Source organism: Thioclava atlantica, from assembly GCF_000737065.1.
Classification (GTDB): Bacteria; Pseudomonadota; Alphaproteobacteria; order Rhodobacterales; family Rhodobacteraceae; genus Thioclava; species Thioclava atlantica.
Map to the genome: position 1 here is coordinate 136,656 of NZ_AQRC01000002.1, position 25,696 is coordinate 162,351.

At 67.8% G+C, this 25,696-nt stretch carries 26 protein-coding genes; 9 read left to right on the plus strand and 17 right to left on the minus strand.

Translation table 11 applies throughout. The features are described from left to right. Positions 1-46 precede the first annotated feature (46 nt). From DW2_RS03120 to DW2_RS03130, 3 genes are all read right to left on the minus strand, one after another. On the minus strand, positions 47-1,309 hold the full coding sequence (locus DW2_RS03120; protein ID WP_202900079.1) for an ABC transporter substrate-binding protein: 1,263 nt from the start codon (positions 1,307-1,309) through the stop codon (positions 47-49). Between the two features lie 2 nt (positions 1,310-1,311). Beyond that, positions 1,312-2,382, minus strand: a complete 1,071-nt coding sequence (locus DW2_RS03125; RefSeq protein WP_038143762.1) for a LacI family DNA-binding transcriptional regulator — start codon at positions 2,380-2,382, stop codon at positions 1,312-1,314. Positions 2,383-2,567: 185 nt separating this feature from the next. Next, the gene (locus DW2_RS03130; RefSeq protein ID WP_038143765.1) at positions 2,568-3,155 is read right to left on the minus strand and encodes a cupin domain-containing protein; all 588 of its coding nucleotides are present in this window, start codon (positions 3,153-3,155) and stop codon (positions 2,568-2,570) included. A gap of 279 nt (positions 3,156-3,434) precedes the next feature. Here DW2_RS03130 and DW2_RS03135 point away from each other — a divergent pair, with 279 nt between their 5' ends. From DW2_RS03135 to DW2_RS03165, 7 genes are all read left to right on the plus strand, one after another. After that, the gene (locus DW2_RS03135) at positions 3,435-4,613 is read left to right on the plus strand and encodes a branched-chain amino acid ABC transporter substrate-binding protein (protein WP_038143767.1); all 1,179 of its coding nucleotides are present in this window, start codon (positions 3,435-3,437) and stop codon (positions 4,611-4,613) included. A gap of 79 nt (positions 4,614-4,692) precedes the next feature. After that, entirely contained in the window at positions 4,693-5,613 is a 921-nt protein-coding gene (locus tag DW2_RS03140; protein ID WP_038143769.1) for a branched-chain amino acid ABC transporter permease, read from the plus strand. Positions 5,614-5,624: 11 nt separating this feature from the next. Next, positions 5,625-6,809 (plus strand): branched-chain amino acid ABC transporter permease, encoded by a 1,185-nt coding sequence (locus DW2_RS03145; protein WP_081874825.1) that lies wholly within the window; start codon positions 5,625-5,627, stop codon positions 6,807-6,809. Beyond that, positions 6,806-7,582, plus strand: coding sequence for an ABC transporter ATP-binding protein (locus DW2_RS03150; protein WP_038143771.1), 777 nt, complete (start codon positions 6,806-6,808; stop codon positions 7,580-7,582). The genes DW2_RS03145 and DW2_RS03150 overlap by 4 nt, the downstream gene beginning before the upstream one ends. Next, a complete protein-coding gene (locus DW2_RS03155; RefSeq protein WP_038143774.1) occupies positions 7,582-8,289 on the plus strand; it encodes an ABC transporter ATP-binding protein in 708 nt (235 codons plus the stop codon). Before DW2_RS03150 ends, DW2_RS03155 begins: the two co-directional genes overlap by 1 nt. Then, complete coding sequence (locus tag DW2_RS03160; RefSeq protein ID WP_051855255.1) at positions 8,270-9,418, plus strand: M20 family metallopeptidase; 1,149 nt, start codon at positions 8,270-8,272, stop codon at positions 9,416-9,418. The genes DW2_RS03155 and DW2_RS03160 overlap by 20 nt, the downstream gene beginning before the upstream one ends. Next, positions 9,415-10,698 carry an amidase gene (locus tag DW2_RS03165; protein ID WP_162178881.1) on the plus strand — a complete coding sequence of 428 codons (1,284 nt, stop codon included), beginning with the start codon at positions 9,415-9,417 and terminating at the stop codon, positions 10,696-10,698. The genes DW2_RS03160 and DW2_RS03165 overlap by 4 nt, the downstream gene beginning before the upstream one ends. Before the next feature lie 61 nt (positions 10,699-10,759). Here the strand turns inward: DW2_RS03165 and DW2_RS03170 are convergent, their stop codons facing one another. From DW2_RS03170 to DW2_RS03225, 12 genes are all read right to left on the minus strand, one after another. Next, the gene (locus DW2_RS03170; RefSeq protein WP_156102863.1) at positions 10,760-12,499 is read right to left on the minus strand and encodes an AMP-binding protein; all 1,740 of its coding nucleotides are present in this window, start codon (positions 12,497-12,499) and stop codon (positions 10,760-10,762) included. Between the two features lie 166 nt (positions 12,500-12,665). After that, on the minus strand, positions 12,666-13,517 hold the full coding sequence (locus DW2_RS03175) for a F0F1 ATP synthase subunit gamma (RefSeq protein WP_038143779.1): 852 nt from the start codon (positions 13,515-13,517) through the stop codon (positions 12,666-12,668). Then, the gene (locus DW2_RS03180) at positions 13,514-15,058 is read right to left on the minus strand and encodes a F0F1 ATP synthase subunit alpha (protein ID WP_051855257.1); all 1,545 of its coding nucleotides are present in this window, start codon (positions 15,056-15,058) and stop codon (positions 13,514-13,516) included. The genes DW2_RS03175 and DW2_RS03180 overlap by 4 nt, the downstream gene beginning before the upstream one ends. Beyond that, positions 15,051-15,785, minus strand: a complete 735-nt coding sequence (locus DW2_RS03185; protein ID WP_038143781.1) for a F0F1 ATP synthase subunit B family protein — start codon at positions 15,783-15,785, stop codon at positions 15,051-15,053. The genes DW2_RS03180 and DW2_RS03185 overlap by 8 nt, the downstream gene beginning before the upstream one ends. Before the next feature lie 16 nt (positions 15,786-15,801). Further along, the gene (locus tag DW2_RS03190; RefSeq protein ID WP_038143783.1) at positions 15,802-16,050 is read right to left on the minus strand and encodes a F0F1 ATP synthase subunit C; all 249 of its coding nucleotides are present in this window, start codon (positions 16,048-16,050) and stop codon (positions 15,802-15,804) included. Next, positions 16,047-16,745, minus strand: coding sequence for a F0F1 ATP synthase subunit A (locus DW2_RS03195; RefSeq protein ID WP_238321241.1), 699 nt, complete (start codon positions 16,743-16,745; stop codon positions 16,047-16,049). Before DW2_RS03195 ends, DW2_RS03190 begins: the two co-directional genes overlap by 4 nt. Then, positions 16,745-17,017, minus strand: coding sequence for an N-ATPase subunit AtpR (locus DW2_RS03200; protein ID WP_038143788.1), 273 nt, complete (start codon positions 17,015-17,017; stop codon positions 16,745-16,747). Before DW2_RS03200 ends, DW2_RS03195 begins: the two co-directional genes overlap by 1 nt. Further along, positions 17,014-17,298: an AtpZ/AtpI family protein gene (locus tag DW2_RS03205; protein ID WP_038143790.1), complete on the minus strand. Its 285-nt coding sequence runs from the start codon at positions 17,296-17,298 to the stop codon at positions 17,014-17,016. The genes DW2_RS03200 and DW2_RS03205 overlap by 4 nt, the downstream gene beginning before the upstream one ends. Then, positions 17,295-17,756, minus strand: a complete 462-nt coding sequence (locus tag DW2_RS03210) for a F0F1 ATP synthase subunit epsilon (RefSeq protein ID WP_038143792.1) — start codon at positions 17,754-17,756, stop codon at positions 17,295-17,297. Before DW2_RS03210 ends, DW2_RS03205 begins: the two co-directional genes overlap by 4 nt. Beyond that, entirely contained in the window at positions 17,753-19,180 is a 1,428-nt protein-coding gene (gene atpD / locus DW2_RS03215; protein ID WP_038143795.1) for a F0F1 ATP synthase subunit beta, read from the minus strand. Before atpD ends, DW2_RS03210 begins: the two co-directional genes overlap by 4 nt. Positions 19,181-19,333: 153 nt before the next feature. Further along, complete coding sequence (locus tag DW2_RS03220; protein ID WP_038143797.1) at positions 19,334-20,395, minus strand: flavin monoamine oxidase family protein; 1,062 nt, start codon at positions 20,393-20,395, stop codon at positions 19,334-19,336. A gap of 33 nt (positions 20,396-20,428) precedes the next feature. Next, complete coding sequence (locus DW2_RS03225) at positions 20,429-21,097, minus strand: cupin domain-containing protein (RefSeq protein WP_038144023.1); 669 nt, start codon at positions 21,095-21,097, stop codon at positions 20,429-20,431. A 136-nt stretch (positions 21,098-21,233) separates the two neighbouring features. Between DW2_RS03225 and DW2_RS03230 the strand changes: the two genes are divergently transcribed. After that, positions 21,234-21,506 (plus strand): hypothetical protein, encoded by a 273-nt coding sequence (locus DW2_RS03230; protein ID WP_038143798.1) that lies wholly within the window; start codon positions 21,234-21,236, stop codon positions 21,504-21,506. On the opposite strand, the gene DW2_RS03235 is transcribed toward DW2_RS03230, so the two are convergent. Both DW2_RS03235 and DW2_RS03240 read right to left on the minus strand, forming a co-directional pair. Continuing rightward, positions 21,491-22,918 carry a ferredoxin reductase family protein gene (locus DW2_RS03235; protein WP_038143802.1) on the minus strand — a complete coding sequence of 476 codons (1,428 nt, stop codon included), beginning with the start codon at positions 22,916-22,918 and terminating at the stop codon, positions 21,491-21,493. The genes DW2_RS03230 and DW2_RS03235 overlap by 16 nt on opposite strands. A 145-nt stretch (positions 22,919-23,063) precedes the next feature. Beyond that, positions 23,064-24,503, minus strand: coding sequence for an MFS transporter (locus tag DW2_RS03240; RefSeq protein ID WP_038143805.1), 1,440 nt, complete (start codon positions 24,501-24,503; stop codon positions 23,064-23,066). Positions 24,504-24,736: 233 nt separating this feature from the next. Between DW2_RS03240 and DW2_RS03245 the strand changes: the two genes are divergently transcribed. Next, positions 24,737-25,675, plus strand: a complete 939-nt coding sequence (locus DW2_RS03245) for a DMT family transporter (RefSeq protein ID WP_081874828.1) — start codon at positions 24,737-24,739, stop codon at positions 25,673-25,675. Positions 25,676-25,696: the final 21 nt, after the last annotated feature.

Genomic DNA, 25,696 nt, shown 5'->3' on the forward strand with positions numbered 1-25,696 from the left:
AGCGAGGGCCGCCGCGCCAACGGCGGCCCCGGTTCGTTTGCAGCGATCAGTGCGTCTTGTAGCCGTCGTTGCGCTTGATATCGGCGTCGATCTGGTCGACCGCGGCATCAAGCGTATCGGCCACGTCGGCCCCGTCCGCGATATCGGCGGCCGCTTTCTGGAAGACCTTCGATTCAACCACATAGCCAGGCGTGACCGGACGCTTCTTGGCCTGCGCCTGCGAAAGCCCGAAGAACACCGCGAGCGGACCGCCCTCCTTGTAGTTCTCGGTCATCTGCGCGGCCGATTTCGTGGCCGGGATCAGCCCGATCGCATCGGAGAAGGCCGCCAGATACTTGTCCTGCGTCGCGAACTTGATGAAATCGGCCGCGCCGTCGGCATGTTTCGAGGCCGCCGAGATCCCGAATTGCCACGAGCCGCCGCCGATGGTGGAGCCGTTGCCGAAATCGGGCGCGGGCAGGAATTCGACATCCTCGACCTTGGCCATCGTCTTGACCGCGTTCCAGTTGCCGTTCCACGAGAAGGCGTATTTCCCGTCGATGAAGCCGTTCTCGTGATCGGCCGGGTCCTCGCTGGTGCCGGGCGCATAGCCGTTCTTGAACATCGACTGCCACCAGTCGCCCCAGGCCAGCGCCGCATCGCCGTTGAGCACGCCATCCGCGCTCTGGTAGTCGGTGCGGTCGATCAGGTCGCCGCCGAAGGATTGCAGGAAGGGCAGGAAGGCATAGGGATACCATTCGCCCTTGTCCGACATGCCCAGATCGATCGCGGCGTCGAATTTGCCGCTTTCCTTCGCCGCTTTCATCGCGGCCATGAACTCGTCCTTGCTCCAGGGCTTGTCGAGGGTCGGCGTGCGCAGGCCCAGCTCCTCCATGGTCGACTTGCGCGCATAGAGCGCCACGGCCGCATCCCACAGCCCGATCGAATAGAGCTTGCCGTCATAGATGCCCTTGGTGCCGGGCAGGAAATCCTTGAACTGCGCCGCGTCGATCGGCAGCGGCTGCAGATAGCCCGACCAGGCCCAGTTCGGCATGATCGGGCCGTCCATGTCGAGGATATCGGGCAGATTTCCGGCCAGCGCCGCCGCGGTCACGGAGTCGTTGTAGCTGTTTTGCGGGAAGCTCTCGAGTTCGACCTTCCAGTCCGACTGGCTCGCGTTGAAATCGTCGATGATCTGGTTGATCAGCGCGCTCTCCACCTTGTTGCCCGCGCCGTGATACCACATCGTCAGAGTGGTCTGCGCGAAGGCAGCACTTGAAAACCCGGTGGCGGCGATCAGCGCCCCGGCCGTGAGGTTCAGCATTTTCATTGTCATCCTCCCTTGGACGTCTGGCTTTCTGGTTCGAGATCGATCACGGAGGAGCGCCAGAATACACGTCCCGCCACACGCACCGGGGTGCTCGGACGGGGTGTCTCCTTCGCGATGAGGGACAGCAGAAGCTCGGCCGCGCGGCGCCCCATTTCGGCGTAGGGCAGCTCGACCGTGCTCAGCGAGGGAAAGAGGGTTTCGGCGATGGCGCGGTAATTATCGAACCCGGCGACCGAGATTTCCTCGGGCACCCGGATCCCGCGGGTGCGCAGCAACCCGTAGAGACGCATCGCCATCTCGTCATTGCCGCAGCAGATGACCGTGGGGCGCTCGGGCAGTTGCAGCAGCCGGTCGAGCGCGCCGTCGAGGCAACGGTGCTCGGCATCCTCGGCCAGCTCGTAGCCCTTGCCGACCAGATCGGGATCGAAGGGAATGCCCGCCGCCTCCAGCGCCTCGCGATAGCCCTCGATGCGCAGCGCGGTCGCGTCCATGACCCGGTCGAGCGTGAGATAGGCGATGCGGCGGTGACCATGCGCGATCAGGCGCTCGACCAGCGCGCGCTGGCACGTCCGGTCATCGGGGAGCACCGCCGGCGTCCCCGCCCCGTCATAGCAATTGGCCAGAACCAGCGGGCAATCCTGCGTGGCGGCCTCGAACGCCACCTTCTTGTGGTGATCCGCGACATAGATCAGCCCCTCCACGCGGTGTTGCTGGAAGGTGCGGATCAGCGAGGGGACCTTCTCGACCCGCCCCCCGGTATCGGCGATCATCAGCGTCAGGTCGCGGCTCGCGATCACCTGCTGGATGCCCTGCACGATGAAGAGATCGGGAAGCCCCTTGGGCTCGACGAGTTCCGGCGTGCGCGAGATCGCCCCGGTGATCAGCCCGATCAGCCCGGAGCGGTTCGAGCGCATCATCCGTGCGGCATTCGAAGGGATGTAGCCAAGCTGCGCGATCGCGGCCTCGACCTTCTCGCGGGTCGTCTCGCCCACCGGCGCATCGCCGTTGATCACCCGCGACACGGTCTTGGGCGATACGCCCGCCACTTTCGCCACATCATAGATCGTCGCCATTGCCCGGCTCTCCTCCCGCCAAGGGCTGAACGCCTCCGTCCACCCTCGAGACATTCGCTAAGACATCGATGTCATAACCCAGTCATGACATCGGTGTCAATTGTCGGGACATGGGTGAGGCTCCGGGCGAGAGACCGGTCCGGGAAAGCCTTGGAACCGGAGGGGAAACGCCCCGCGGCCGTGGCTCAGAAGGTGGGCGGGGTGTTGACCCAGAGGATCCGCGTCGTGCCGTCGAAGGTGTTGCGGTAGCTGTGCGGAAGCTCGGAGGAGAAATAGAAGGAATCACCCTGGGCGAGCGAAATGAGCTCGCCATCGACGCAGAGTTCCGCAGAGCCCTCGATCACGTAGCCGATCTCCTCGCCCTCGTGATGGATGTCGCCGCCGCTGTCGGCGCCGGGCTCGAGCGTGTGGATATTCGCGTCGAGCATCGTGCCCGGATAGGTCGGCGAGAGACGCTCGATGAAGATCGCGGGCTGGTCGCTGCGCCGGCGCACCATCACCGAGGGACGCTCGCCGCTGCGATAGAGGCTGACCCCCTCCCCGCCGGCTTCCGAAAACAGCCGCACGATCGAGGTGCCGAGCGCCGAGGTGATCTGATGGAGGGACTTGAGCGAGGGCGAGGCCTGCTCGTTTTCGATCTTCGAGAGCATCGAGAGCGAGCATCCCGCCGTGTCCGCCAGCGCCCGCAGCGTCAGTCCCTGCCTCTGTCTTTCCGCACGGAGTCTGGCACCCAAATCATTGATCGGCGAAAGCTTCACGGTCTCTTTATTCATTCGTCTCACTCGCAATCCCCGCAGCTAGAATTAGAGGATTTTCCCTCACCATCCAACAAAAAGCATCCCCGCATGCCGCTCCATGCCGGGTCAATCCGACGTCATTTACGCGCAAAGCTCGCGCAAAGTTTAATCAAAGTGAAAATCCGGCGCGTTTTTCGGTCGCTCCGCCCCTAATTTGAATGACATTCAAACACCCTCCCGAACACTCGCTTCCCAGACAGCCGGGGTCGCGACCGGTGACGTCTCGTGAGCGAACCAACCGAAGGGAGACCTGCCATGACCCGAACCGCATCTCGCCGCACTGTCCTCGCCGCCGCTCTGACGGCCGCGCTTTCCATCAGCCTGACCACCCCGGCGCTCGCCAAGGAAACCGTCAAGCTCGGCTTCATCGGCCCGCTCACCGGCGGCGTCTCGAATATGGGGCTCGGCGGGCGCAACTCGGCCGAACTGGCCGTGGACCTGCGCAACAAGGATGAAAACGCCAAATATGCCTACGAGCTCGTCCCGCTCGACGACGAATGCAAACCCAATGTCGGCGTTCAGGTCGCGACCAAGCTCGCGACCAATCGCGACGTGGCGGGCGCGGTGACGCATTACTGCTCGGCCGTCGCGATGGGCACGGTCGACATCTACCACAAGTTCAACCTGCCGATCATCGTCTGGGGCGCCGTCCTGCCCGACATCACCTATGGCAACGAGTACGCCGAGGTGCACCGTGTCAACGGCACGATGATCAACCAGAACGAGGTCGCCGCCGATTTCATGGTCGCACAGGGCTACAAGAGCTGGGCGATCATCCATGACACGACCGATTACGGCAAAGGCCACAACACCTATTTCACGAAGTTCCTGACCGAGAAGGGCGGCAAGATCCTGGGCACCTTCGGGGTGACCTCGGATCAGCAGGACTTCACCGCCGAGCTCACCAAGATCAAGGAGCTCAACCCCGATGTCGTCTATTTCGCGGGCCTCACGCCGCTTGCGGTGCGGATCCGCCAGCAGATGGACAAGCTCGGGATCGAGGCCGAGTTCCAGGGCGTGTCGGGAATGAAATCGGACGCCTATTTCGCCGGTCTGAGCGGCGATCTGGCCGAGGGGACCGTGACCTTCCTCGAAGGCGCGCCGGCGGCCAAGCTTCCGGGCGGGGCCTATTTCATGTCGGAATATGACAAGGCGGGCTTCGGCGAGAATTACGAGGCCTATGGTCCCTTCGCCTTCGCCGCGATGAACCTGCTGATCGACGCGGTGGAAAAGGTCGGCCCCGATCGCAAGGCGGTAACGAAATATCTCGCCGACGTGAAGGATCACGAGTCGATCACCGGTCCGATCAGCTTCGACGATCATGGCCAGAACACCGTGGCGCTGATCACCAAATACGTCGCGCAGGACGGCAAATGGGTTGTCTGGGAAGACAGCGAATATGCCTCCGGCAAGCGTCAGCTGAAGCACAAGTAACCCACGCAAACACCGCAGGAGCGGCGCGCGCCTCCCCACCCGCGCGCGCCGCTCCCCGGCTCTTTCTGGAGGTCTTCCCATGGATATCGGTCTGCTCGGCCAATATCTGGCCAATGGCGTCATGCTGGGCACGATGTATGCTCTCGTCGCCGTCGGCTTCACCTTGTTCTTCGGGGTGCTTGACGTGATCAAGTTCTCCCATGGCGACGTTCTGATGATCGGCGCGTTCACCGGTTTCACCACCTATCTCGGCATTGTCGCGATCGGGATCGAGAACCCCTGGGTCGCGCTCGTGGCGGTGCTCGTCGTCTCGATCGCCACAACCGCGGCGCTCGGGGCGCTGATCGCGCGCTATCTGGTGCTGCCGCTGAAATCCGCCCCGCCGCTCAACATCCTGCTGATCACCCTGATGCTGGGAACGGCACTGCGCGAGGGCGTGCGGCTCTTCTATCCCGACGGCTCGAACCCGAAGGCCTTCCCCGCCCTCCTGCCGACCGCATCGCTGGAGCTGGGCAGCTTCTCGCTGCGCGCCGACAGCGTGATCCTCGTGAGTGCGGGGATCGCGGTCATCATCGGGCTCAACCTGCTGATCAACCGTACCCGGCTCGGGCTCGCGATCCGCGCGGTGGCGCAGGACGAGGAGACCGCGAAGATCATGGGCATCAATTACACGATGATCGTGCTGGTGACTTTCGCCATCGGCTCGGGCGCGGCCGCCTTCGCGGGGATCATGAACGGGCTCTATTACAACGAGGTCAATTTCGGCATGGGGCTGCTGCTCGGGCTGATCGGCTTTTCCGCCGCGATCATCGGCGGGCTCGGCAATATCTACGGCGCGATCCTGGGCGGCTTTCTCTTCGCCGGGCTGCAGACCGTGGGCGCCGTCGCCCTGCCCTTCGCCAGTGCCTACAAGGACGTGTTCGCCTTCGGCGTGGTCATCGCGCTGATGGCCTGGAAACCCACCGGGCTGATCGCCGAACGCAGCAGCGACCGGGTGTGAGGACCAGATTTATGAAAGACGATGTGATGAAGACCCCGATCCCGGTGTCCCTGCCGCCGCTCGCGACCGGCCTGATCGCGGTCGCGGCCTGCGCGATCTTCGGCTGGCTGTTCCTGCTCGCGGAATCCGAGGTCGCGGTGCTCGGGCTCGTCCTGCTCGCGGTGCTCGCGGGCTGGGGCGCGCAGAAGACCGGCCTGAGCGCCACGCTCGGCACCGCGATGCACCAGCATTCGGGCGCGATGAACGGCGCGATCGTGGCAAGCCTGCTCGCGGTGATCGCGCTTCTGGGCACCGAGCATTTCCCGCTCCTGATGCTTTCGACGATGCTGCTCTACCTCGTGGCGGCGCTCGGGCTCAACGTGCAGTTCGGCCTCACGGGCATGGTGAATTTCGCGGGCGCGGCCTTCTTCGGGATCGGCGCCTATACCTCCGCCGTGCTGACCACCCATACCGCGGTTCCCCCGCTGCTGATCCTTCTTGCGGGCGGGCTGATCGCGGCGCTGATCGGCGCCCTGCTGATCGTGCCGGTGGTGCGCACCGCGGGCCATTACTCGGCGGTGGTGACGATCGCCTTCGGGGTGCTCTTCAAGACCTTCCTCGAGGTGAACGAGGTCCTCGGCGGACCGCAGGGCCTGATGGTCGGCTCGATGAATGTCTTTGGCTGGGATTTCAACAACGGTCCCGTCCTCATGGGCCACGAGATGTCCTTCTACGTCAACTACGCGCTCCTGAGCTCGGGTCTCGCGATCCTGGCCTTCGCGCTGACCCGCCGGCTCGAGCGCTCCTGGCTCGGGCTCGCGCTCGACAGCGTGCGCCTCGACGAGACCGCCTCGGCCTGTTTCGGCATCAACGTGGTGCGCGCGAAGGTGCTCGCCTTCACCTATGGCAATATTCTCGCCGGGATCGCGGGCGCGCTTTACGGCATGATGATCAGTTTCATCGCCCCCAACAGCTTCACCTTCTCCGACAGCCTGCTGATGGTCTCGATCGTTCTGCTCGGTGGGCTCGGTAGCCTCTGGGGCAGCGCACTCGCGGCGGTGATCGTGGTGCTGGTGCCCGAAAAGCTCCAGATCCTGCAGGAATACCGCTTCCTGCTGTTCTCCGTGCTCGTGATCGCGATGCTGCTGTTTCGCCCGCAAGGGCTGCTGCCGCGCGGCGTGCGCAGCTACTTCCCGGGCGGGAGGGCGCAACGATGAGCGAGGTTCTTCTCGAATTCGAAGGGCTCGCCAAGAGCTTCGGCGGCGTGCGTGCGCTCGACGGGCTCGACATGCGGGTGAAACGCGGCGAGATACTCGGGCTCATCGGTCCGAACGGCTCGGGCAAGACCACCAGTTTCAACGTGGTCACGGGGATCTACACGCCCACATCGGGCCGGGTCCGCTTCGACGGGCGCGACATCACCGGGCTCGGGGCGCGCAAGGTCTACGAGGCGGGGATCGCGCGCACCTTCCAGCGCTCGCGGCTCTGCCTCGACCTGTCGATCTTCGACAATGTGATGATCGGCAACCACGCGCGGGTGAATAACGGGCTCTGGTTCAACCTGATGAACCGCCGAGGGCTGCGCCGCGAGGTCGAGGACGGCTATGCGCGGGCACGTGAACTGGTCGCGGGCTTCTCCGCCGACCTAGCCGACCGGATGTTCGCCCCCGTGGGTGCGCTGCCGATGATCGAACGCCGCCGGATCGAGATCTGCCGCGCACTGGTCTCCGCGCCCAAGCTGCTGCTGCTCGACGAACCCTCGGCCGGGATGACCCATGACGAGACCGCCCAGCTGATGGACGACATCCTCGCGGTGCGCGACCGGATGGGCGATCTCTCGATCGTCATCATCGAGCATGAAATGGGGGTGATCGAGCGCCTCACCGATCACTGCGTCGTGCTCAGCTACGGCCGCAAGATCAGCGAAGGCAGCTATGCCGCGATCGCCGCCGATCCCGAGGTGCAGACGGCCTATCTGGGAGTGGACTGATGAGCAGCATCAAGATCGAAAATCTCTACACCGCCTATGACAAGGCCGATGTGCTGATGGATGTGAGCCTCGCGGTCGAGCCGGGCCGGATCACCTGCCTCCTGGGCTCGAACGGCGCGGGCAAATCGACGCTGATCCGCTCGATCCTCGGGCTGACGCCGCCGCGCGCGGGCCGGATCACGGTGGACGGCAAGGACATCACCGGAGCGCCCACCCACAAGGTGATCGGCGACGGGATCGCCTGCATCCCCGAGGGGCGGCGGATGTTTCCCAAGATGACGGTGAGCGAAAACCTCCGGCTCGGCGCCTATCAGGTGCGCGACGAGGCGCTGATCCGCGAGCGGATGGAGCGCGTCTTCGAGACCTTCCCGCGTCTTGCCGAACGCCGGGACCAGCTCGCCGGCACCATGTCGGGCGGCGAGCAGGCGATGGTCTCGATCGGGCGCGGCCTGATGGCGGGCCCGCGCATCCTGCTGATCGACGAGCCCTCGCTCGGTCTCTCGCCGCTCTATGTAAAGGAGAATTTCCGCATCATCGAGAGCATTCGCGAGACCGGGATCACCGTGTTTCTCGTCGAGCAGAACGTGCGCCAGACGCTGGCGATCTCGGATTACGGCTATGTGCTCTCGGGCGGCCATCTGGTCGCGCAGGGTTCGGCCGAAGACCTCAGGAACGACAAGGAAGTCTATGCCGCCTATTTCGGATGACCTGAACGCACCAGCCGATGTCGTCGCACTGACGCGCCGGCTGATGCAGTTCGACACGATCAACCCGCCGGGCAACGAAGCGCCCTGCGCGCAGGTCCTGCGCGATCTGCTCGACGCGGCGGGGTTCGAGACCCGGCTTTACCCGTTCGGGGCGGGGCGCGCGAATCTCGTGGCCTGGCTCGGGAATGGCTCGGCTCCGCAGCTGGGTTTCACCGGTCATCTCGACACGGTGCCCCTGGGCGCGCAGGACTGGCGCCACGATCCCTTCGCGGGCGAGATCGTCGAGGGACGGCTCTACGGCCGGGGCAGCACCGACATGAAGGGCGGGGTCGCCGCTTTGGTGATGGCCTGCCTCGCCGAGCGCGAGACCTTGCGCGACGGCCCCGGCGTGGTGCTCCTGATCACCGCCGCGGAAGAGACGGGCTCGGAGGGCGCGCGGGCGCTGGCCGCCGAGACCGGCTTCCCCCGCCCCGGCGCGCTCGTCGTGGCCGAGCCCACATCGAACCGCCCGCTTTCGGGGCACAAGGGCGCGCTCTGGCTGCGGCTCGTGGCGCAAGGCGTGACCGCGCATGGCTCGATGCCCGAGCGCGGCGTCAACGCGATCTACAAGGCCGCGCGGCTGATCGAGCGGCTCGAAGGCTTCGACTTCGCAACCCCATCGCATCCGGTCATGGGTGCGCCCAGCCTCAATGTCGGGACAGTCTCGGGCGGGCTCAACATCAACTCGGTGCCCGACCGGGCCGAGATCGGGGTCGATATCCGCAGCGTCGCGGGGCTCGATCATGCGGATCTGCGGGCGCGGCTGGAGGAAATCGTCGGCGACGACGCCAGGATCGAGCCGATGGTCGATCTGCCTCCGGTCTGGACCGACCCGCAGGACCCGTGGATGCGCTCGGTCTTCGCGGCGAGCGAGGCCGTCTCCGGCACCCCCGCCCGCCCCGAGAGCGTGAGCTATTTCACCGACGCCTCGATCTTCACCCCGGCCTATGACGGGCTGCCCACGGTGATCCTGGGCCCAGGCGAGCCCGCCCTCGCCCACCAGACCGACGAATATTGCGAGATCGCGAAGCTCCATGACGCGGTCGAGATCTACAGGATGCTGATCCGCGACTGGAAGGACCGCCCGTGAATATCGTGACAGCGACGCCGCACCCCCGGACCGCGCTCGATACCCTGCGCGCCTTCGAGGCGGGCGACCTGACGCCCGAGCGCCATCTGCGCGATCTGCTCGACCTGACGGCACGGATCGAGCCCGATCTGCGCGCCTGGGCCCATCTCGACCCGGACGAGGCGCTGAAAAGCCTTGCCGCGGCTGCCCCGACCGGCCTCATGCGGGGGCTGCCGATCGGGGTGAAGGACGTGATCGCGGTCGCGGGGATGCCGTTGCGCTGCGGCTCGCCGATCCATGCCGATGCGATCGCGGCGAGCGATGCGGCCTCGGTGGCGCTGGCGCGGATGGCGGGCGCCTATGTGATGGGCAAGACCGAGACCACCGAATTCGCGACCTACAAGCCCGCGCCGACGCAAAACCCCGCAGCGCCCGGCCATACGCCGGGTGGATCGTCGAGCGGATCGGCGGCGACGGTGGCGGCGGGGCTCGTGCCGCTCGCGCTCGGCACGCAGACGGCCGGCTCGGTGATCCGCCCTGCCTCCTATTGCGGGATCGTGGGCTACAAGCCGAGCTTCGACCTGATCGACCCCTCCGGCACCAAGACCCTCGCGCGCAGCTTCGACACGATCGGAATCTTCGCCCGCGCGGTGGCCGATGCCGCGCTCTATGTCGAGGCGGTGACCGGGCTGCCGCTTCTCGATGCCGCGCGCCGCGCCGATCCTCCCGTCACGGCCGGGCTCTGCCGCTCGCCCGCCTGGGAGGAGGCCGCGACGCCCGAGCTTCACGCCGCATGGGACGACCTTGCCGCCCGGCTGCGCGGCAAGACCACCCTGCGCGAGATCACCCTGCCCGCCGAATACGCGACCGCAGCGCAGGCGCATCCACGGCTGATGGCGCGCGAGGCCTCGCAGGCGCTGGCCGCGGAATGGCGCGCGCATCGCGGTCAGTTGAGCGCACAGCTTCAGGCGATGCTCGAACAGGGCCGGGAGATGGAGGAACGCGAGGCGGTCGCGATCCGCGCGATGATCGCCCGCCTGCGCCAGCGTTTCGCACAGGATCTCGGGGGCGTCGATGTGCTCATCACCCCCGCCGCCCCCGGCCCGGCCCCTGCGATCGAGACCGGCACCGGCTCGCCCGTCTTCAACCGGCTCTGGACCCTGCTCGGCGCGCCCTGCGTGAGCGTGCCGGGCCTTGCCGGCCCCGATGGCCGCCCGATCGGGATGCAGCTCGTCGGGCCGATGGGAGCGGATGGGAAGGTGCTTCAGGCGGCGGGCTGGCTCGAAACCATCCTGCGCTGACAGACGAAGGCCCGCGGGGATCCCCTCCCCGCGGGCCCGTCTCTTCGGCCGCAGATGCGGCTCAGGCAGTCTCCTCGACCGCGAGCTGCAATTCCTCGATCATCGCGTCGCGCATGACGAATTTCTGCGGCTTCCCGGTGACCGTCATCGGCAGTTCGTCCTTGAAGCGGATCACCGCGGGCACCTTGAAATGCGCGATCTGGTCGCGACAGAAGGCCTTGACGCTCTCCTCGGTCGGGGTCGAGCCCGCACGCGGCACGATCCAGGCGGCGACGATCTCGCCATATCGGTGATCGGGGATGCCGAAAACCTGGACCTGGCTCACGTCGGGATGGGTATAGAGGAATTCCTCGATCTCGCGCGGATAGATGTTCTCGCCGCCGCGCAGGATCATGTCCTTCACCCGGCCGGTGATGTTGCAATAGCCTTCGGCGTCGATCCGAGCGAGATCGCCGGTATGCATCCAGCCCTCTTCATTGACGGCTTCGGCGGTGCGCTCGGGCTCGCCCCAATAGCCGCACATCACCGAATAGCCACGCGTCAGAAGCTGCCCCTGCTCGCCGACATTCGCGATCGAGCCATCCTCGCGCACGATCTTGACCTCGAGATGCGGCTGGATCCGGCCGACCGAGGAGACCCGCTTCTCAAGCGGCGTATCGGTGCCCGACTGGAACGAGACCGGGCTCGTCTCGGTCATGCCATAGGCGATCGTCACCTCCGACATGTGCATCTTCGACTGCACCTGCTTCATCACCTCGATCGGACAGGGCGCGCCCGCCATGATCCCGGTGCGCAGCGACGAAAGATCGTGCGAGGCGAAATCGGGATGTTCGAGCATCGCGACGAACATCGTGGGTACGCCGTAGAGCGCGGTGCAGCGCTCGGCCGCGACGCAGGCGAGCGTCGCCGCCGGGTCGAACCCCTCGCCCGGCACGACGATCGCCGCGCCCTTGGTGACGCAGCCCAGCGTCCCCATCACCATCCCGAAACAGTGATAGAACGGCACCGGGATGCAGACCCGGTCCGCCTCGCTCGCCCGCATCGCCAGCGTCACGAAATGCGCGTTATTGACGATGTTGCGATGGGTCAGCGTCGCCCCTTTCGGCGCGCCGGTCGTGCCGGAGGTGAACTGGATGTTGATCGGTTCGTTGGCATCGAGCGTGCCGGTGATCGCGTCGAGCTCCTGCGCGCTCACCGTCTCTCCCATCGCCTCGAGATCGGCGAAACGGTGGCAACCCGGATGGGACACCTCGCCCAGCGTGACGATGTCGCGCAGATCGGGCAGCTTGAGGCATTCGAGCTGTCCCGGCCGCGAGCGCGCCAGTTCCGGGATCAGCCGGTTGATCATCCCCACGTAATCGGAGGACTTGAAGCACTCGGCCAGCACCAGCGCCCGGCAGCCCGTCTTCTTCAGCGCGAATTCCAGCTCGTGCAGGCGATAGGCGGGGTTGATGTTGACGAGGATCACCCCGATCCGCGCGGTCGCGAATTGCGCGAGCAGCCATTCCGAGCGGTTGGGCGCCCAGATCCCGAGCCGGTCGCCATGGCCGAGCCCGAGCTGCAGCAGACCGCCCGCGAGCCGGTCGACCCGCCCGGCGAATTCGCGCCAGGTCCAGCGGATGCCCTCGCCCGCGAAAATCGCCGCCTCGCGCTCGGGCCAAGCCGCGGCGGTGCGCGCGAGCACCTGCGGGATCGTCTCCTCGATCAACGGGGTATCGGTCGCGCCCGCCACATGGGCGAGGCCGCGCATCGGGGCGACGCCGTGATGCGCCTCCCGCTTCGTATCGGTGTCCATCGTCATCCTCCCTGGCAAGTCCCATGGCGAGCGCGCGACGCCCGGCCATCCTCCGTGGGACCGCCTCCTTTAATTGAACGATGGTTCATTTCTTGCAGGTCGGAGTTTTTCTGGCAAGCCCCTCTTTTCGCGGTCTCGCAAGAGTGATCGCGCCGGGGCACCCGCCCCGCGCTCAGCGCGCGCTCAGCCCCGCACTTGCCAATTCCACGATTTCCTCGGTGATCTCCTGCTGGCGCAGCCGCCGCGAGGTCCTGATCATCTCGTCGAGCGTCTGAGCGGTATTGTCCTGCGCCGCGATCATCGCCCGCATCCGCGCCTCGTTCTCCGCCGCGAAGGACAGCATCACCGCCTCGGCCAGTTCGGCGAAGATATATTCCTCGACGAGCCGCCGCAGCAGATCCCCGGGCGGCAGGGTGATCCGCGGCGCCACCAGGGTCTCGGGCACCGGGAAGCGGCCGAAATCGAAGGGCACCAGAACCTTGCGCGCGATCTGCATCTCCTCCGAGAGCGCAGGCACCGCATGGATCAGCGAGACGCGTGTCACGCCCTCGCGCGCCATGCGCGCGAAGATCGCATCGGCCAGCCGGGTCGCGAGCGTGGCCGCCTGCGCGGAATGCGAGATCATCGGCGCTCTCCAGGCGACCGCGATCCCCTGCTCCTCGGCCACGGGCAGACCGCGATCGCCGAGCAGGAACAGCAGGTCACCCTCCGCCAGATCGGCCCGCGCCGCCTCGAAGATCTTCTCGGAAAACCCGCCCGCGAAGCCCTGCTCGGCCGTGAAGAGGATCAGCGCGTGGCGCTCGGGGACCGCGGCGCCCGCATCGGGAGGCTCGCCCTGTGGCAGGAAGGCCAGCGCCTCGCCGATGGCGGTGCCGATCGTGGCGGCGAAGGTCCGGATACTGTCGAGATGCCGATGCGCCTCCTGCACCCGCGAGGCGGCGATCCCGCGCATCGCACCGATCACCGATCCGAGCTTGTGGATCGTCTCGATCCGCGCGCTGATATCGGCGAAACGCTCGCTCATCCGTCCTCCTCGTCGCTTTGCACCACGCCACGCGCGAAGCCTTTCGCCAAGGCCCGCACCGCCGCGACCAGTTCGGCGCGGCACTCGTCCGACAGTTCTCCGCTTTGCGCGACCTCCCCCACCGCCTCGGTCGCTTGCGCGTCGAGCCAGCCCGGCAGCTGCGCGCGCAGCTCGGGGATCGCCTCGGGAGAGATCGCGTCGAGCGCCCCATCGGCCAGAGCCGCGAGCAGCGCCACCTGATCGGCCAGCCGCAACCCGCTGTAGCGCGGCTGGGTCAGCAGGGCCCGGATCCGCGCGCCGCGCGTGATCTGTGCCTTGACGCGGGTGTTCGAGATCCCGCCGAACCGGGTGAACATCTCCAGCTCGAGAAACTGCGCGTAATCGAGCCGGACCCGCCCCGAGACCGCGCGCAGGGCCGGTTTCTGCGCCTTGCCGCCGACCCGGCTCACCGAGAGCCCGACATCCACCGCCGGGCGCTGGTTGGCCGAGAAGAGATGGGTGTTGAGCACGATCTGCCCGTCGGTGATCGAGATCAGGTTGGTCGGGATATAGGCGGAGAGATTGCCCGCATCGGTCTGCGCGATGGGCAGCGCGGTGATCGACCCGCCGCCCAGTTCGGGAGAGAGCTTGGCCGCGCGTTCGAGAAGCCGCGCGTGAAGATAGAAGATATCGCCCGGATAGGCCTCGCGCCCGGGTGGCTCGCGGGTGAGCAGTGCCAGTTCGCGATGGGTCGCCGCATGCAGCGTCAGATCGTCGATCACGATCAACACGTCCTGGCCGCGATCGCGGAAGAACTCGGCCATGCTCATCGCCGCGAAGGGCGCGATCCATTGCAGGCCGGGCGGCGCCGAGGCCAGCCCCGCGACGAAGATGGAACGTTCGGGCGCACCGTGTTCGCGCACTGCGGCGACGACCCGCTCGACCGCGCTCGCGCGTTGTCCGACCGCGACATAGATGCAGATCACCTCCGAGGATTTCTGGTTGATGATCGCATCGGTTCCGAGCGAGGTCTTGCCCGTCGCGTGATCGCCCACGATCAGTTCGCGCTGGCCGCGCCCGAGCGCGAAAAGGCTGTCCACCACGAGGATCCCCGTCTCGAGCGGCTCCGCCACCAGATCGCGTTCGATGATCTCGGGGGCGGGGCGCTCGATGGGCAAGCGTGCCTCGGTCTTCGGGGCGGGCTGGCCGTCAAGCGGGCGTCCCAGCGGATCGACGACCCGGCCGAGGAGCGCCTCGCCCACCGGCGCCTGCAGCACCTCGCCGGTATCCGAGACCCGGTCCCCCACCTCGACCGCCGCGCCCTCATCGAGCAGCACCGCGTTGATCACCTCGGGATCGAGGCTCTGGGCGAAGGCATAGGCGCCGCTCTCGAGTTGCAGGAGCGCCCCGAGGGCTGCATCGGGCAGCCCCGTGATCTGCACGATCCCGTCGGCCACCCGCGCGACCCAGCCCACCGGCTCGGCCTGCGGGGAAAGCTCGGCGCGGGCGAGTTTCGCGCGGCTCTCCTCGAGCCAGTTCGACAGCGGCGCGCGATCACTCATCGGCGGCGAGCTCCTCGCGGATGCGCTCGAAATCGGCGCGGAAATGGTTGCGCACGATCGCGGTGGGCGCGTCGAGCTCGAGCCCCGCGATCAGGTCGGTATCGGGCGTCACCGCGATCTCGACCTCGCGCCCGAGCACCTCGGAGAGCCGTGCGCGGATCCGGGCGGTTTCCTCCTCGGTGGGTGCGCGCGCGGCGCGCAATGACAACGGACCCGCCTCCCCCATGCTGCTCCGCACCGTCTCGGGCAACGCGGCGACGGCCTCGGCCAGCCCCTCGATGAACCCCCCGATGCGCGCGCTCTCGGGCAACCGCGCGAGCAGACGCCCGGCCATGTCGATGGCGAGTGCGCCCGCCTGCCGGGCCATGTCCTGCGCCTCGGCCTGCCGCATCTGATCGAGCTCTGCGCGCGTCTCGGCGCGGGTTTTCTCGAGCGCGGTCTGCGTGTCGGCGAGTAGGCGTTTCTTCTCGCGCTCGGCCTCGGCACGGGCCTGCGCGAGCTGCTCGGCATGCTGCTGCTGGATCGTCTCGGCTTCCGCCCTGGCGGCATCGCGCGCCGCGCGGGCCTCGGCTTGCGCAGCCTGCGCCGCGTCGAGCGCTGCATGGGCCGCGTCCTGGCGTTCGGAGATGATCCGCGCGACGGGGCGGAACAGGAACCGCGCCAGAATCCACAGCAGGACCACGACGTTGATCGTCTGCAGCGCCAATGTCCACCAGTCGAAATTCATGCCGCGCGCGCTCCGCTCAGACGAAGGGATTGGCGAAGAGCACGAGCAGCGCGATGACCAGCGTGTAGATCGCCATCGTCTCGATCATCGCGAGGCCGACGAAAAGCGTCCGGCTGAGCGTGCCTGCGGCCTCGGGCTGGCGTGCGATCGCGTCCATCGCGGCGGCGACCGCGCGGCCCTCGGCAAGCGCCGGGCCGATCGCGCCGAAGCTCACGGCGATCGCCGCGGCCAGGATCGAGACGATCTGGATGAGGTTGTCGGTCATGGGACGGTGTCCTCCTTCTTGGGTCGTTCGGGTCGCGGGGCATCTCCGACCGCGGCCCCGATGAAGACGGTCGCGAGGACCGCGAAGATATAGGCCTGCACGGCCCCGGTGAGCAGATCGAGCGCCATCAGCGGGATCGGCACGAACAGCCCCGCGAGCGACAGGATGATGCCGACGACGAACACCCCGCTCATGATGTTGCCGAACAGGCGCACGATCAGCGAGAAGGTCCGGGTGATCTGCTCGACGATATTGAGCGGGATCATCACCCAGCTGGGCTCCGCGAAGGTCGCGAGATAGCCCTTGATCCCCCGCGTCGCGATGCCGAAGCCGATCGTGGCGGCGAAGACCACGAGAGCGAGCGCCGCGTCGGTCTCGAGATGCGCGGTCGGCGGCTCCACCCCGGGGATCAGCGAGGACCAGTTCGCCACCAGCACGAAAAGGAAGATCGTGCCCACCAGCGGGCGGAACGGGGCGGGTTCGCGGTTCATCGTCTCGCGCACCTGCGCGTCGATCGTGGAGACGAAAAGCTCGAGCACGGTCTGGGTCTTGCCGGGGCGCAGCGAGAGCTTGCGCGTCGAAACGAGCGCGAAGAGGCTCAGCACCGCGATCAGCCCCCATGTGACGACGACGGGCGCGGTGATCGGCACCGGGCCGAGATGAAAGAGCGGCGCGAGCGAGAGCGGGTTGTCCATCACGCCTGCCCTTTCGTGAAGCGCAGCACCACGACGCGCGCCAGGATCAGCCCGAGCGCGGCGGCGAGGAGCGGCAGCGCCCCTTCGCGGGCGAGCCAGACCATCACCACCACCAAAAGCGCCAGCCGCGCCAGTTGCAGCGCGATCGCCAGCCCGACCCCGCGCCCGCCGAGATAGAGATCGCTCACCCGCTTGAGCGAGCCGAAATGAAAGAGCCCGAGAATGAACCCCAGCACGAGGGCGAGCGCGAAGAGAAGGACGGGCGAAGTCATTGTCGGTGCATCCATTTCCATGCGGCGTGAAACCCGATCGCCGCCCCGATGAAGATCGCGGGCGCGGTGAAGAACACGCCGGTTCCGAAGTGACGGTCGGCAAGACGGCCCAGCACGATCCCCAGAAGGATCGGGGTCACGATCGCCCAGCCGAGAATGCCGATCTGCCCGAGCCGCGACCCGAGCGAGGGTTCGGGCACGTCCTGCCCAAGTCGCGCGCGCTCGACCGCGCGGCGCGCGGCCTCCTCGACATCGGCGTGATCGCGGCGCGGCTCGCTCATCGCTGCCCCCCTTGCGGGCCGGGCGCGGGCGGATGCTCGAAGGCCCCCGATTGTTCTGGGCGCAGGAGTCGCATCATCTGGCGCACCGCATTGGCGTGCAGCCGCAGCTGCTCGACCCGCGCGCGCCGGTCGGCATCGGTCTCGGCGTGGCGCAGCCCCTCGACCTCGCCCTCGAGCGCCTCGAGATCGGCCCCGAGGATCGCCTTGCGGCACGAGACGTTGACCTCCGCGCCCCCCAGAACGGTCAGAAGCCCCGGCCCCACCGCACAGAACCGCGCCGTGCCGTCGGGCTCCTTCCAGCGCAGCACCGAGGCCGGCAGGACGGTGAGGAAATCGGCGTGCCCAGGCAGGAGACCGAAACTGCCGCTCGCGTCCTCGGCGCGCACCGAGCGCACCTGGGCATGATCGACGAGCACCTCCATCGGCGTGGTGATCGTGAGGCTGAGCGCCGCGCTCATGCCGCATCCGACCGCTTGACGGCGGCCTCCTCCTTGGCGCGCGCCTCCTCGAGCGTGCCGACCATGTAGAGCGAGGCCTCGTCCCACCCGTCCGCCGTGCCTTCGAGGATCGCGCGGCACCCCGCGATCGTGTCCTCGAGCGCGACGGATTTTCCCGCCATGCCGGTAAAGGCCTCGGTGACCGAGAAAGGCTGCGTGAGGAACCGCTGGAGCCGGCGCGCGCGCTCGACGATGCGGCGGTCCTCGCGACCCAGCTCTTCCATCCCCAGAAGCGAGATGACGTCCTGCAATTCGCGGTAATGCTCGATCGCGCGGCGCACCTCGGTCGCGACGCGGACATGCTCTTCGCCCAGCAGCAGCGGGTCGAGCAGGATCGAGGAGGAGGCGATCGGATCGACCGCCGGATACATGCCATCCGCGGCCATCGCGCGCGACAGAACCACCATCGAATCCACATGTCCCGCGATCGCGGTCACCGCCGGGTCGGTGAAATCGTCCGCGGGCACATAGACCGCCTCGATCGCGGTGACCGAGGCCCCGCCCGCCGAGGCGATGCGCTCCTGTAGTTGCGCCACCTCGGTCGCGAGCGTGGGCTGGTATCCGACGCGGCTCGGCAGCCGCCCCAGCAGACCAGACACCTCCGATCCCGCCTGCACGAAACGGAAGACGTTATCCATCAGCAGCAGCACGTTCTTGTGCGCCGCGTCGCGGAACTGCTCGGCGATGGTGAGCGCGGTGAGCGGCACCCGCCAGCGCGCACCGGGCGGCTCGTTCATCTGGCCATAGACCAGAACCGTGCGCTCGAGCACGCCCGAGCCGGTCATCTCGAGCAGCATCTCATGGCCCTCGCGCGAGCGCTCGCCCACCCCGGCGAAGACCGAGATGCCGTTGTAATCGGCCACCATCGCGCGGATCAGCTCCATCACCAGCACGGTCTTGCCCACGCCCGCGCCGCCGAACATCGCGGCCTTGCCGCCCTGCGCGAGCGGCGTGAGCAGGTCGATCACCTTGATCCCGGTGCGGAAGATCTCCGCGCCCGCCCCTTTCGCGCGGAAGGGCGGCGGGGCGCGGTGGATCGGCAGGCGCGGCACGTCGGCAGGCAGCGCCGCGCCCTTGTCGCCGATCGCGCCCGTCACATCGAGCAGCCGTCCCAGGACCGCCTCGCCCACCGGCACCGTGATCGGCCCGCCCGAAGCCTCGACCGAGGCCCCGCGCCGCAGCCCCGAGGTCGTTTGCAGGGCGATCGCGCGGACCGTCCCGGCATCGAGCTGGTATTGCACCTCGAGCAGAAGCGGCGCGCGCCCCGGCATCGCGACATGGAGCGCCTCATTGATCGCGGGCAGCGCATCGGCGGGGAAAGCGACATCCACCACCGCGCCGCGCACCGCGACAACCCTCCCGCTCGTCTTCGAATTCTCACCCACGCGCCCGGCTCCAAAAAGTGAGTCGCTGGGTAACTATAGGAACTCGGGACGCTTCCTCACACGATCTGTGTCAAAACCGATCGGCGCGGATGCAGGGGCCACATGCCGCACCGGATCGCGGCCAAGGCGCGCCCTGGCCGCATGAGACGGGGTTTAACGGGCGGCGGATTGCGCCAGCAGCTCGCCCGCCAGGTGATCCGCGGCGGCGAGCGCGCCTTCCATGTACCCGCCCATCTCGGGGGCGAGTTCGGTCACCGCGAAGCGGATCCGCCCCTCGTGAAGCCCGCGCAGCGCCTCGGGGAGCCCGTATTCCGGATGGGTGCGCGGCGGATCGAGATCGAGTTCACTCGCGGTTTCGGGCTCTTGCGCCCAGTCCTGCAATCGGGTGGCAACCGGTGCGAGCGCCTGCGGCCCGAAGATCCGCCCGAGCTGGGCGAGCGCCGCCTGCTCGACCTCGGCGGCATGCCCGGCCCGGACCCGCGCAGGCAGGCCCAGGAAGCCGAACAGCGCCGCAGGGGTCCCTTCGGGGCCAGATGCGTCGTGGATTTCCATCAGTGGCCCGCGCCGGCTCATCGCATCGCCCGAAAGTCCCTCCTCGCGCCAGAACGGGCGGTCATAGACGGCAACGAATTTCGCGTGCCCCGCCATCCAGGTCGGGATCGCGGCGAGGGCATCGAGTTGCCCGGGCGCGAGCGCGGGGTCGAAGGCGAGCCCCCGCGCCACGCGCGGCGGCAATGCGAAAACGACCGTCTCGGCGGTGCAGCGCGTGCCATCGGCAAGCGTCACCGACCCCTCCGCGCCGACCCGCCTCACCGGCGCGGAGAGGTGCAAGGACCGGGCCGGAAGATCGGCCACCAGCGCCTCGACGAGCCGCACCATCCCGCCCGCGACCCGCAGCGAGCCCTCCATCGAGGCATATCCCATGCCGCGATGCACGGTGCCGCGCTCGTCCTCGAATACCAGCGCGCCGGTGGCATATTGCTCGAAGACCTCGAGCCCGCAGGCCTCGGCAAGCGCGGCGATGCGCGGCTGCCCGGGCCAGAACCAGGACGGGCCGAGATCGACGCGGCCGCCCTGTGCATCGAGCGCGGCGATGCGCCCGCCGAAACGCTCCCGCGCCTCGAAAAGCTCGAACGCCACCCCCGCGCGATGCAGATGCCGGGCAAGCGCCAGCCCCGCCAGCCCGCCGCCGACGATCGCCACCCCGGTCTTCATCGCGTCTCGCCCCGCCCTGCCCCGGGCGCGCCCTCAAACATCGGGAGCCGCGACGAAACGAAGATGGCCGGTCTTCATCCAGAGCTTCGCGCCCTCGGCCCCGGCCCGCGCCTCGAGCGCAATTCCCTCGGGCAGGCGCAGCCACGAGCCCTCGCGCAGCACGTCCTCGCCCTCGCTCAGACTGCCCGCCAGCACCAGCAATTCGATCCCGCCGGGCGCGTCGTGCGAAAGCTCGGCCTCCGGCGCGATCTCGAAATAGCTGACGGTCTCGCGCGCATCGCGGTGCAGTTCGGCGCGTTCCACCCCCTGCGCATCCGGCCCGAGCCCGTCGGTGACCGCCTTGCTGAACTGGTTGCGGTCATCGGGCTCGAACTGCCAGAGCTTCACGAAGATCGTGCAGCCCCCGTCCGAGCCGGGCGTGTGCCGCGTCGTGGGCGGGTTTCGCACATAGCTGCCCGCCGGGTAATCGCCATGCTCGTCCTGAAACACGCCCTCGAGCACGAGGAATTCCTCGCCGCCGCCATGGGTATGGGCCGAGAAGCTGTGCCCCGGCGCGAAGCGCACGATGCTCGTCGCGCGCGCCACCTCCCCGCCGATCCGGTCGAGCATCCGGCGCTCCACCCCCGCCGAGGGTGAGGCCTGCCAGTCGAGCTCGTCGGTATGAACGAGAACGCGTTGCGAAAAATCGGTATTGAGTTCCATCTTCCACCCCATCGCGGTTGGGTTCTGGAACTATGCCTCCGGCCGCCGAAATCAACCGCAGTGGCCCGGATTGAGGATTGCGCGAGAGCCGGATGCGCGGCCATACTTCACCATCCCTTTCGTCAGGAGCCGTTCCATGTCGCATCGACCCGCAGCTCTCCTTCTGCTCAGCTTCCTCCTGTTTCCCGCCGCGGCCTGCACCGCGGAGGAGCCCGCGGGCGAAGCGGTCTGGTCCAACGCCTGTTCGGGCTGCCATGCCGACACGGCCGAGATCCGCGAGGCGATCCCGAAAGCGGATGACGAGAACGGGCGCGCGAAGCTCGAAACCTTCCTCACCCGCCACCATGCCCCCGACGAGGCCGACCGGGCGGCGGTGATCGACTGGCTGATCGCTCAGACGAACCCGTAACCCGCGATCAGGGCCAGCAGCGCCGCCCAGAGCCCGGCATAAGCGAACAGCCTGCGCCGATCCTTGCGGCACATGCATTTCGCCGAATAGCTGAACCGTTCGTATTCGATCCGCCCCATCGGCACCCCGAGCCCCATCAGCGTGTCGGCGGCGAAGGTCATCATCGGGCCCGGGCCGCAGATCATCACCTCGCATGCGGCCGGATCGAGCCCGTCGAGCAACTCCGCCAGATAGGCCTCGGTGAGCGGTCCCTTGCGGAACGCCTCCCCCTCCCCGGCGCGATCCGAGATCAGCATCGGCGTGATCCCGAGCCGCGCGCAGGCGGGTTCGTACATCTCAGGCGGCACCATCGCCTCGGCGCTGCGCGCGGCATAGGCGAAGCGGATCTCGCGCCCCGAACCGTTCTGCGCCGCATCGCGCAGGATCGACAGGATCGGCGCGATCCCGACCCCGCCCGCGATCAGCAGGAGCGGCCCTTCCCGGCGCGGAACGAAACTGCCATGCGGCGCATCGAGCGAAACCGGCGTGCCCGGCGCGACACTCCCGATCCGGCGGGTGAAATCGCCCACCTCCTGGATCAGCAAGGTCAGGCGCGGCTCGCCCGGGGCGGAGGCGATCGAGAAGGGATGGTCCTGCAGCGGCAGGCTTCTCGCACCGAAGGCGATCCAGGCGAACTGGCCGGGTTCGAAGCTCAGCGGCGCATCTGGCGGCGGCGCGAGGTCGAGCTTCCACAGCCGCTCGGCCACCTTCCCGATCTCGGCGACGCGCCATCCCTGCTGGGCCGGGCGGGTCAGGCGGCGGGCATAGACCGAAAGCGCGGGCACGGTGACCGCGATCGCGAAGAGCAGCCACAGCCAGCCCGCCAGCCCCCAGCCGCCCTCGTCGAGAATATGCCAGACCATCGTGCCCACGAGGCCGAGCGCCGATAGCCCGTGGCTCGCGCGCCAGATCTCGTAGCGCACGGGCAGCCGGTCGCGAAAAAGCGCGAGCAGCACGAGGATCACGAGCAGGATCAATGCGATGCGGGCATCCCAGAGATTGCCGCCGGTCAGGAAGAACTCGATCCGGCGGTAGATCCGTCCCGGACGCTCGGCATCGGGCGGGCCGATCAGGAAGACCACATGGGCGAGCGCGAGGATCAGCGCGACGGGCGCGGCCCATTTGTGAAAGGCCATCGTGACGTCGATCCCGATCCGCCCCGAGATCGCCTCGAACCGCCCGCTCGAGACCATCTGCAACAGGATCATCGCCCCCGCGACCATCCCCGTCCCGGCCGCGATCTGGACGAACCAGCGCGCATGGCTGGCACCGGTCGCATAGGCCAGAAGCATCGGCCCGGCCGAGAGCAGCAGATAGATCAGCGCGAGAAGCGGCGAAGGAAGCCCGCGCGGTTTTCGGGAAGTCTTGGCCATAAGATGCACTCCAGATTCACGCACATCCTAAGGGCCGACGACCCGCGCGCCTTGACACGGATCATGGTCGGACGCCCACCGATACATGCCGGTGGACGCCCGCATTTTTCCGCGGCACGCGCCCCGCTCCGGCGGGGCATACGGATCAGCTCTCGCGCGCGAGCCGCATCGGGACGAGAAGAGGCGTCGCGATCACCACTGCCGCGACGAGGCTCGCATAGGTGATCGAACCGAGGATCGCCGAACGATAGGCGGCCTGATCGCCCGCCTGCGCGCCCCCGAGAATGGCGAAGAAGATGCCCCCCATGATCGCCACCCCGAAGGCGATCCCGATCTGGCGGATCGCCTGCACCGCACCCGAGGCCGAGCCGCTGTCGTTCTTGTCCGCCGCCGAGAGCGCGACCTGGAACAGCGGCGAGACGGTATTGCCAAGCCCGAAGCCGCCGAAGAAGAACCAAGGCGCCATCCGCATCCACGAGATCTGATCGCCCATTCCGGTCACCGCCCAGGCCTGCCCGAGGTAACCAGCCGCCAGCAGCACCCCGCCACCGAGCACGCGCCAGCGGATCCAGCGCGCGCCGAACCAACCGGTCACCGCCGAGGCCGCAAGCACGCCGAGCGGGAACGGCGTCGTCGTCAGCCCCGATTGGAGCGGGCTCAGCCCGTATCCCGCCTGAAGATAAAGCGCGACGGTGAAGAAATAGCTGGGCACAGCGGAGAACAGGACCGCATTGAGCACGCTTCCGGTCAGGAACGGGCCGGACCGCGCGAGCCGCATCGGCAGCAATTGCGGTGCCCCGCGCTCCTCCTGGCGCAACTGCCAGCGAAGGAACAGCCAACCGAGCGGCACGGCCGCGATCACCATCGGCCACATCCACGGTTGCCAGCCGATCGAGGGCGCCTCGACCAGCGGCACGAGCACCGCGAGCATCGCGAGCGCCGCCAGCGCGATCCCGACATAGTCGATCCCGAGCTTGCGGTTGCCCCCGGCGCGCGGCAGCAGCGTCATCGCGCCGGTGAAGGCGAGAATGCCGACGGGGATGTTCACCAGGAAGATCGGCCGCCAGGTCAGCCCGTAGATATCCGCATTGATCAGCACCCCGCCGAGGATCGGGCCGGTGACCGAGGCCAGGCCCGCAGTCAGCGCGAACAGCCCGAAGGCCGAGCCGCGCTGCTCGGGCGGAAAGAGCGCGGGCACGAGGGCGAGCGTCTGCGGCGTCATGATCGCGGCGCCGATCCCCTGCACCACCCGCGCCGCGACGAGGACGTCGATCCCCGGCGCGAGGCCGCAGACGAGCGAGGCCAGCGTGAAGACCACGATCCCGGTCGCGAAGAGCCGCCTGCGGCCGAACAGGTCCCCCATCCGGCCCGCGGGCAGCAACAGGAGCGCGAAGGAGAAGGTATACCCCGCGACGATCCACTCGATGAGGTTCGGCGGCGCGGCGAGTTCGGACTGCATCGAGGGCATCGCGACATTCACGATCGTGATGTCGATCAGGTTCATGAAATTCGCCGTAAGGAGAACGGCCACGGCCGCCCACTTGTTGACGGAAGGCGCGCTTTCGGCGGTGGTCACATGGGTCATCTGGAGGTCCTGCTCGGGTGTCCCGATCAGTTAGCGGGCGCGTCGCGGGGGTCAATTCGTCCACCGCACGGGGGGATGTGCGCCAACACGCAACTCATTTCCGCGCGGACGGTGCGGGCACCGGTCCACCCCGTTCGGGCGAAGGCGAAGCGCAGACCCCGAACCAGAGCGGCTTGGAATGCGGCGGCCTGCGCGCTAGAGATCGCAGGGGCAGCCTTCACTCGGGACCGATCATGACGCGACACCCCAGTTTCGGGATATTTCTGGCGCTCTTCGGGGCGCTCGCGATTTCGCCGGATACGCTCTTGATGCGCTGGTCGCAGATGAGCGGCGCGCAGATGATCGCCTGGCGCGGCCTGCTGATGGGGACGATGCTGCTATCTGCGTGGCTCGTCTTTCGGCGCGGCCATCTGCACCGCGACCTGCGCCTGGTCGCCACCGGCGCCGGGATTCTTGTGGTATTCTGCCAATTCGCCAATGCCTCGCTTTTCGCGGTGGGGATCGCCGCGGCGCCCGTTTCGGTGGTGCTCTTCAGCGTCTCGACGGTTCCCGTCTTCGCCGCGCTCCTGTCGCGGATCTTCCTCAAGGAGCCCAGCCACTGGTCGACCTGGGCCGCGATCGCGGCGGTGCTGGGCGGGATCGGGCTTGCGGTCTTCGGCAAGACGCCGGGGATGGCGGTCGGCACGCCCATCCTCGGGGCCGCGGCGGGGCTCGGGGTCGCGCTGAGCCTCGCGCTCACCTTCGTCACCATCCGCCGCACCCCGGATCTGCCGATCCTCTTGGCGGTGGGCTGCGGCGCGGTGCTGGCCGGAGCGGCGGCGCTGATCCGGACCGGCCCCGAGACGATGTTCGACGGCCGGATCTGGGCGATCGCGCTGGCGGGCGGGCTGGTGCTGCCGGTCTCGTTCTTCTCGCTCTCCTTCGCCTCGCGCCATACCCCGGCGTCGAATGTGAGCCTGGTGATGCTGCTCGAAACGATCCTCGGGCCGATCTGGGTCTGGGCGGGAACCGGCGAGGCCCCGACCCCGGCGATGCTCACGGGCGGCGCGATCGTCATTGCCAGCCTGATGCTCTACCTGTGGCATTCGGAACGCCGAAAGGCGAGCCACCTCACTCGCGCCGGCACGCTTCCTTTGGAGGGTAGCGAGACGGCACCCCAGGGCGGAAAATAAGGTCTGGCCACCGGCGGCAGA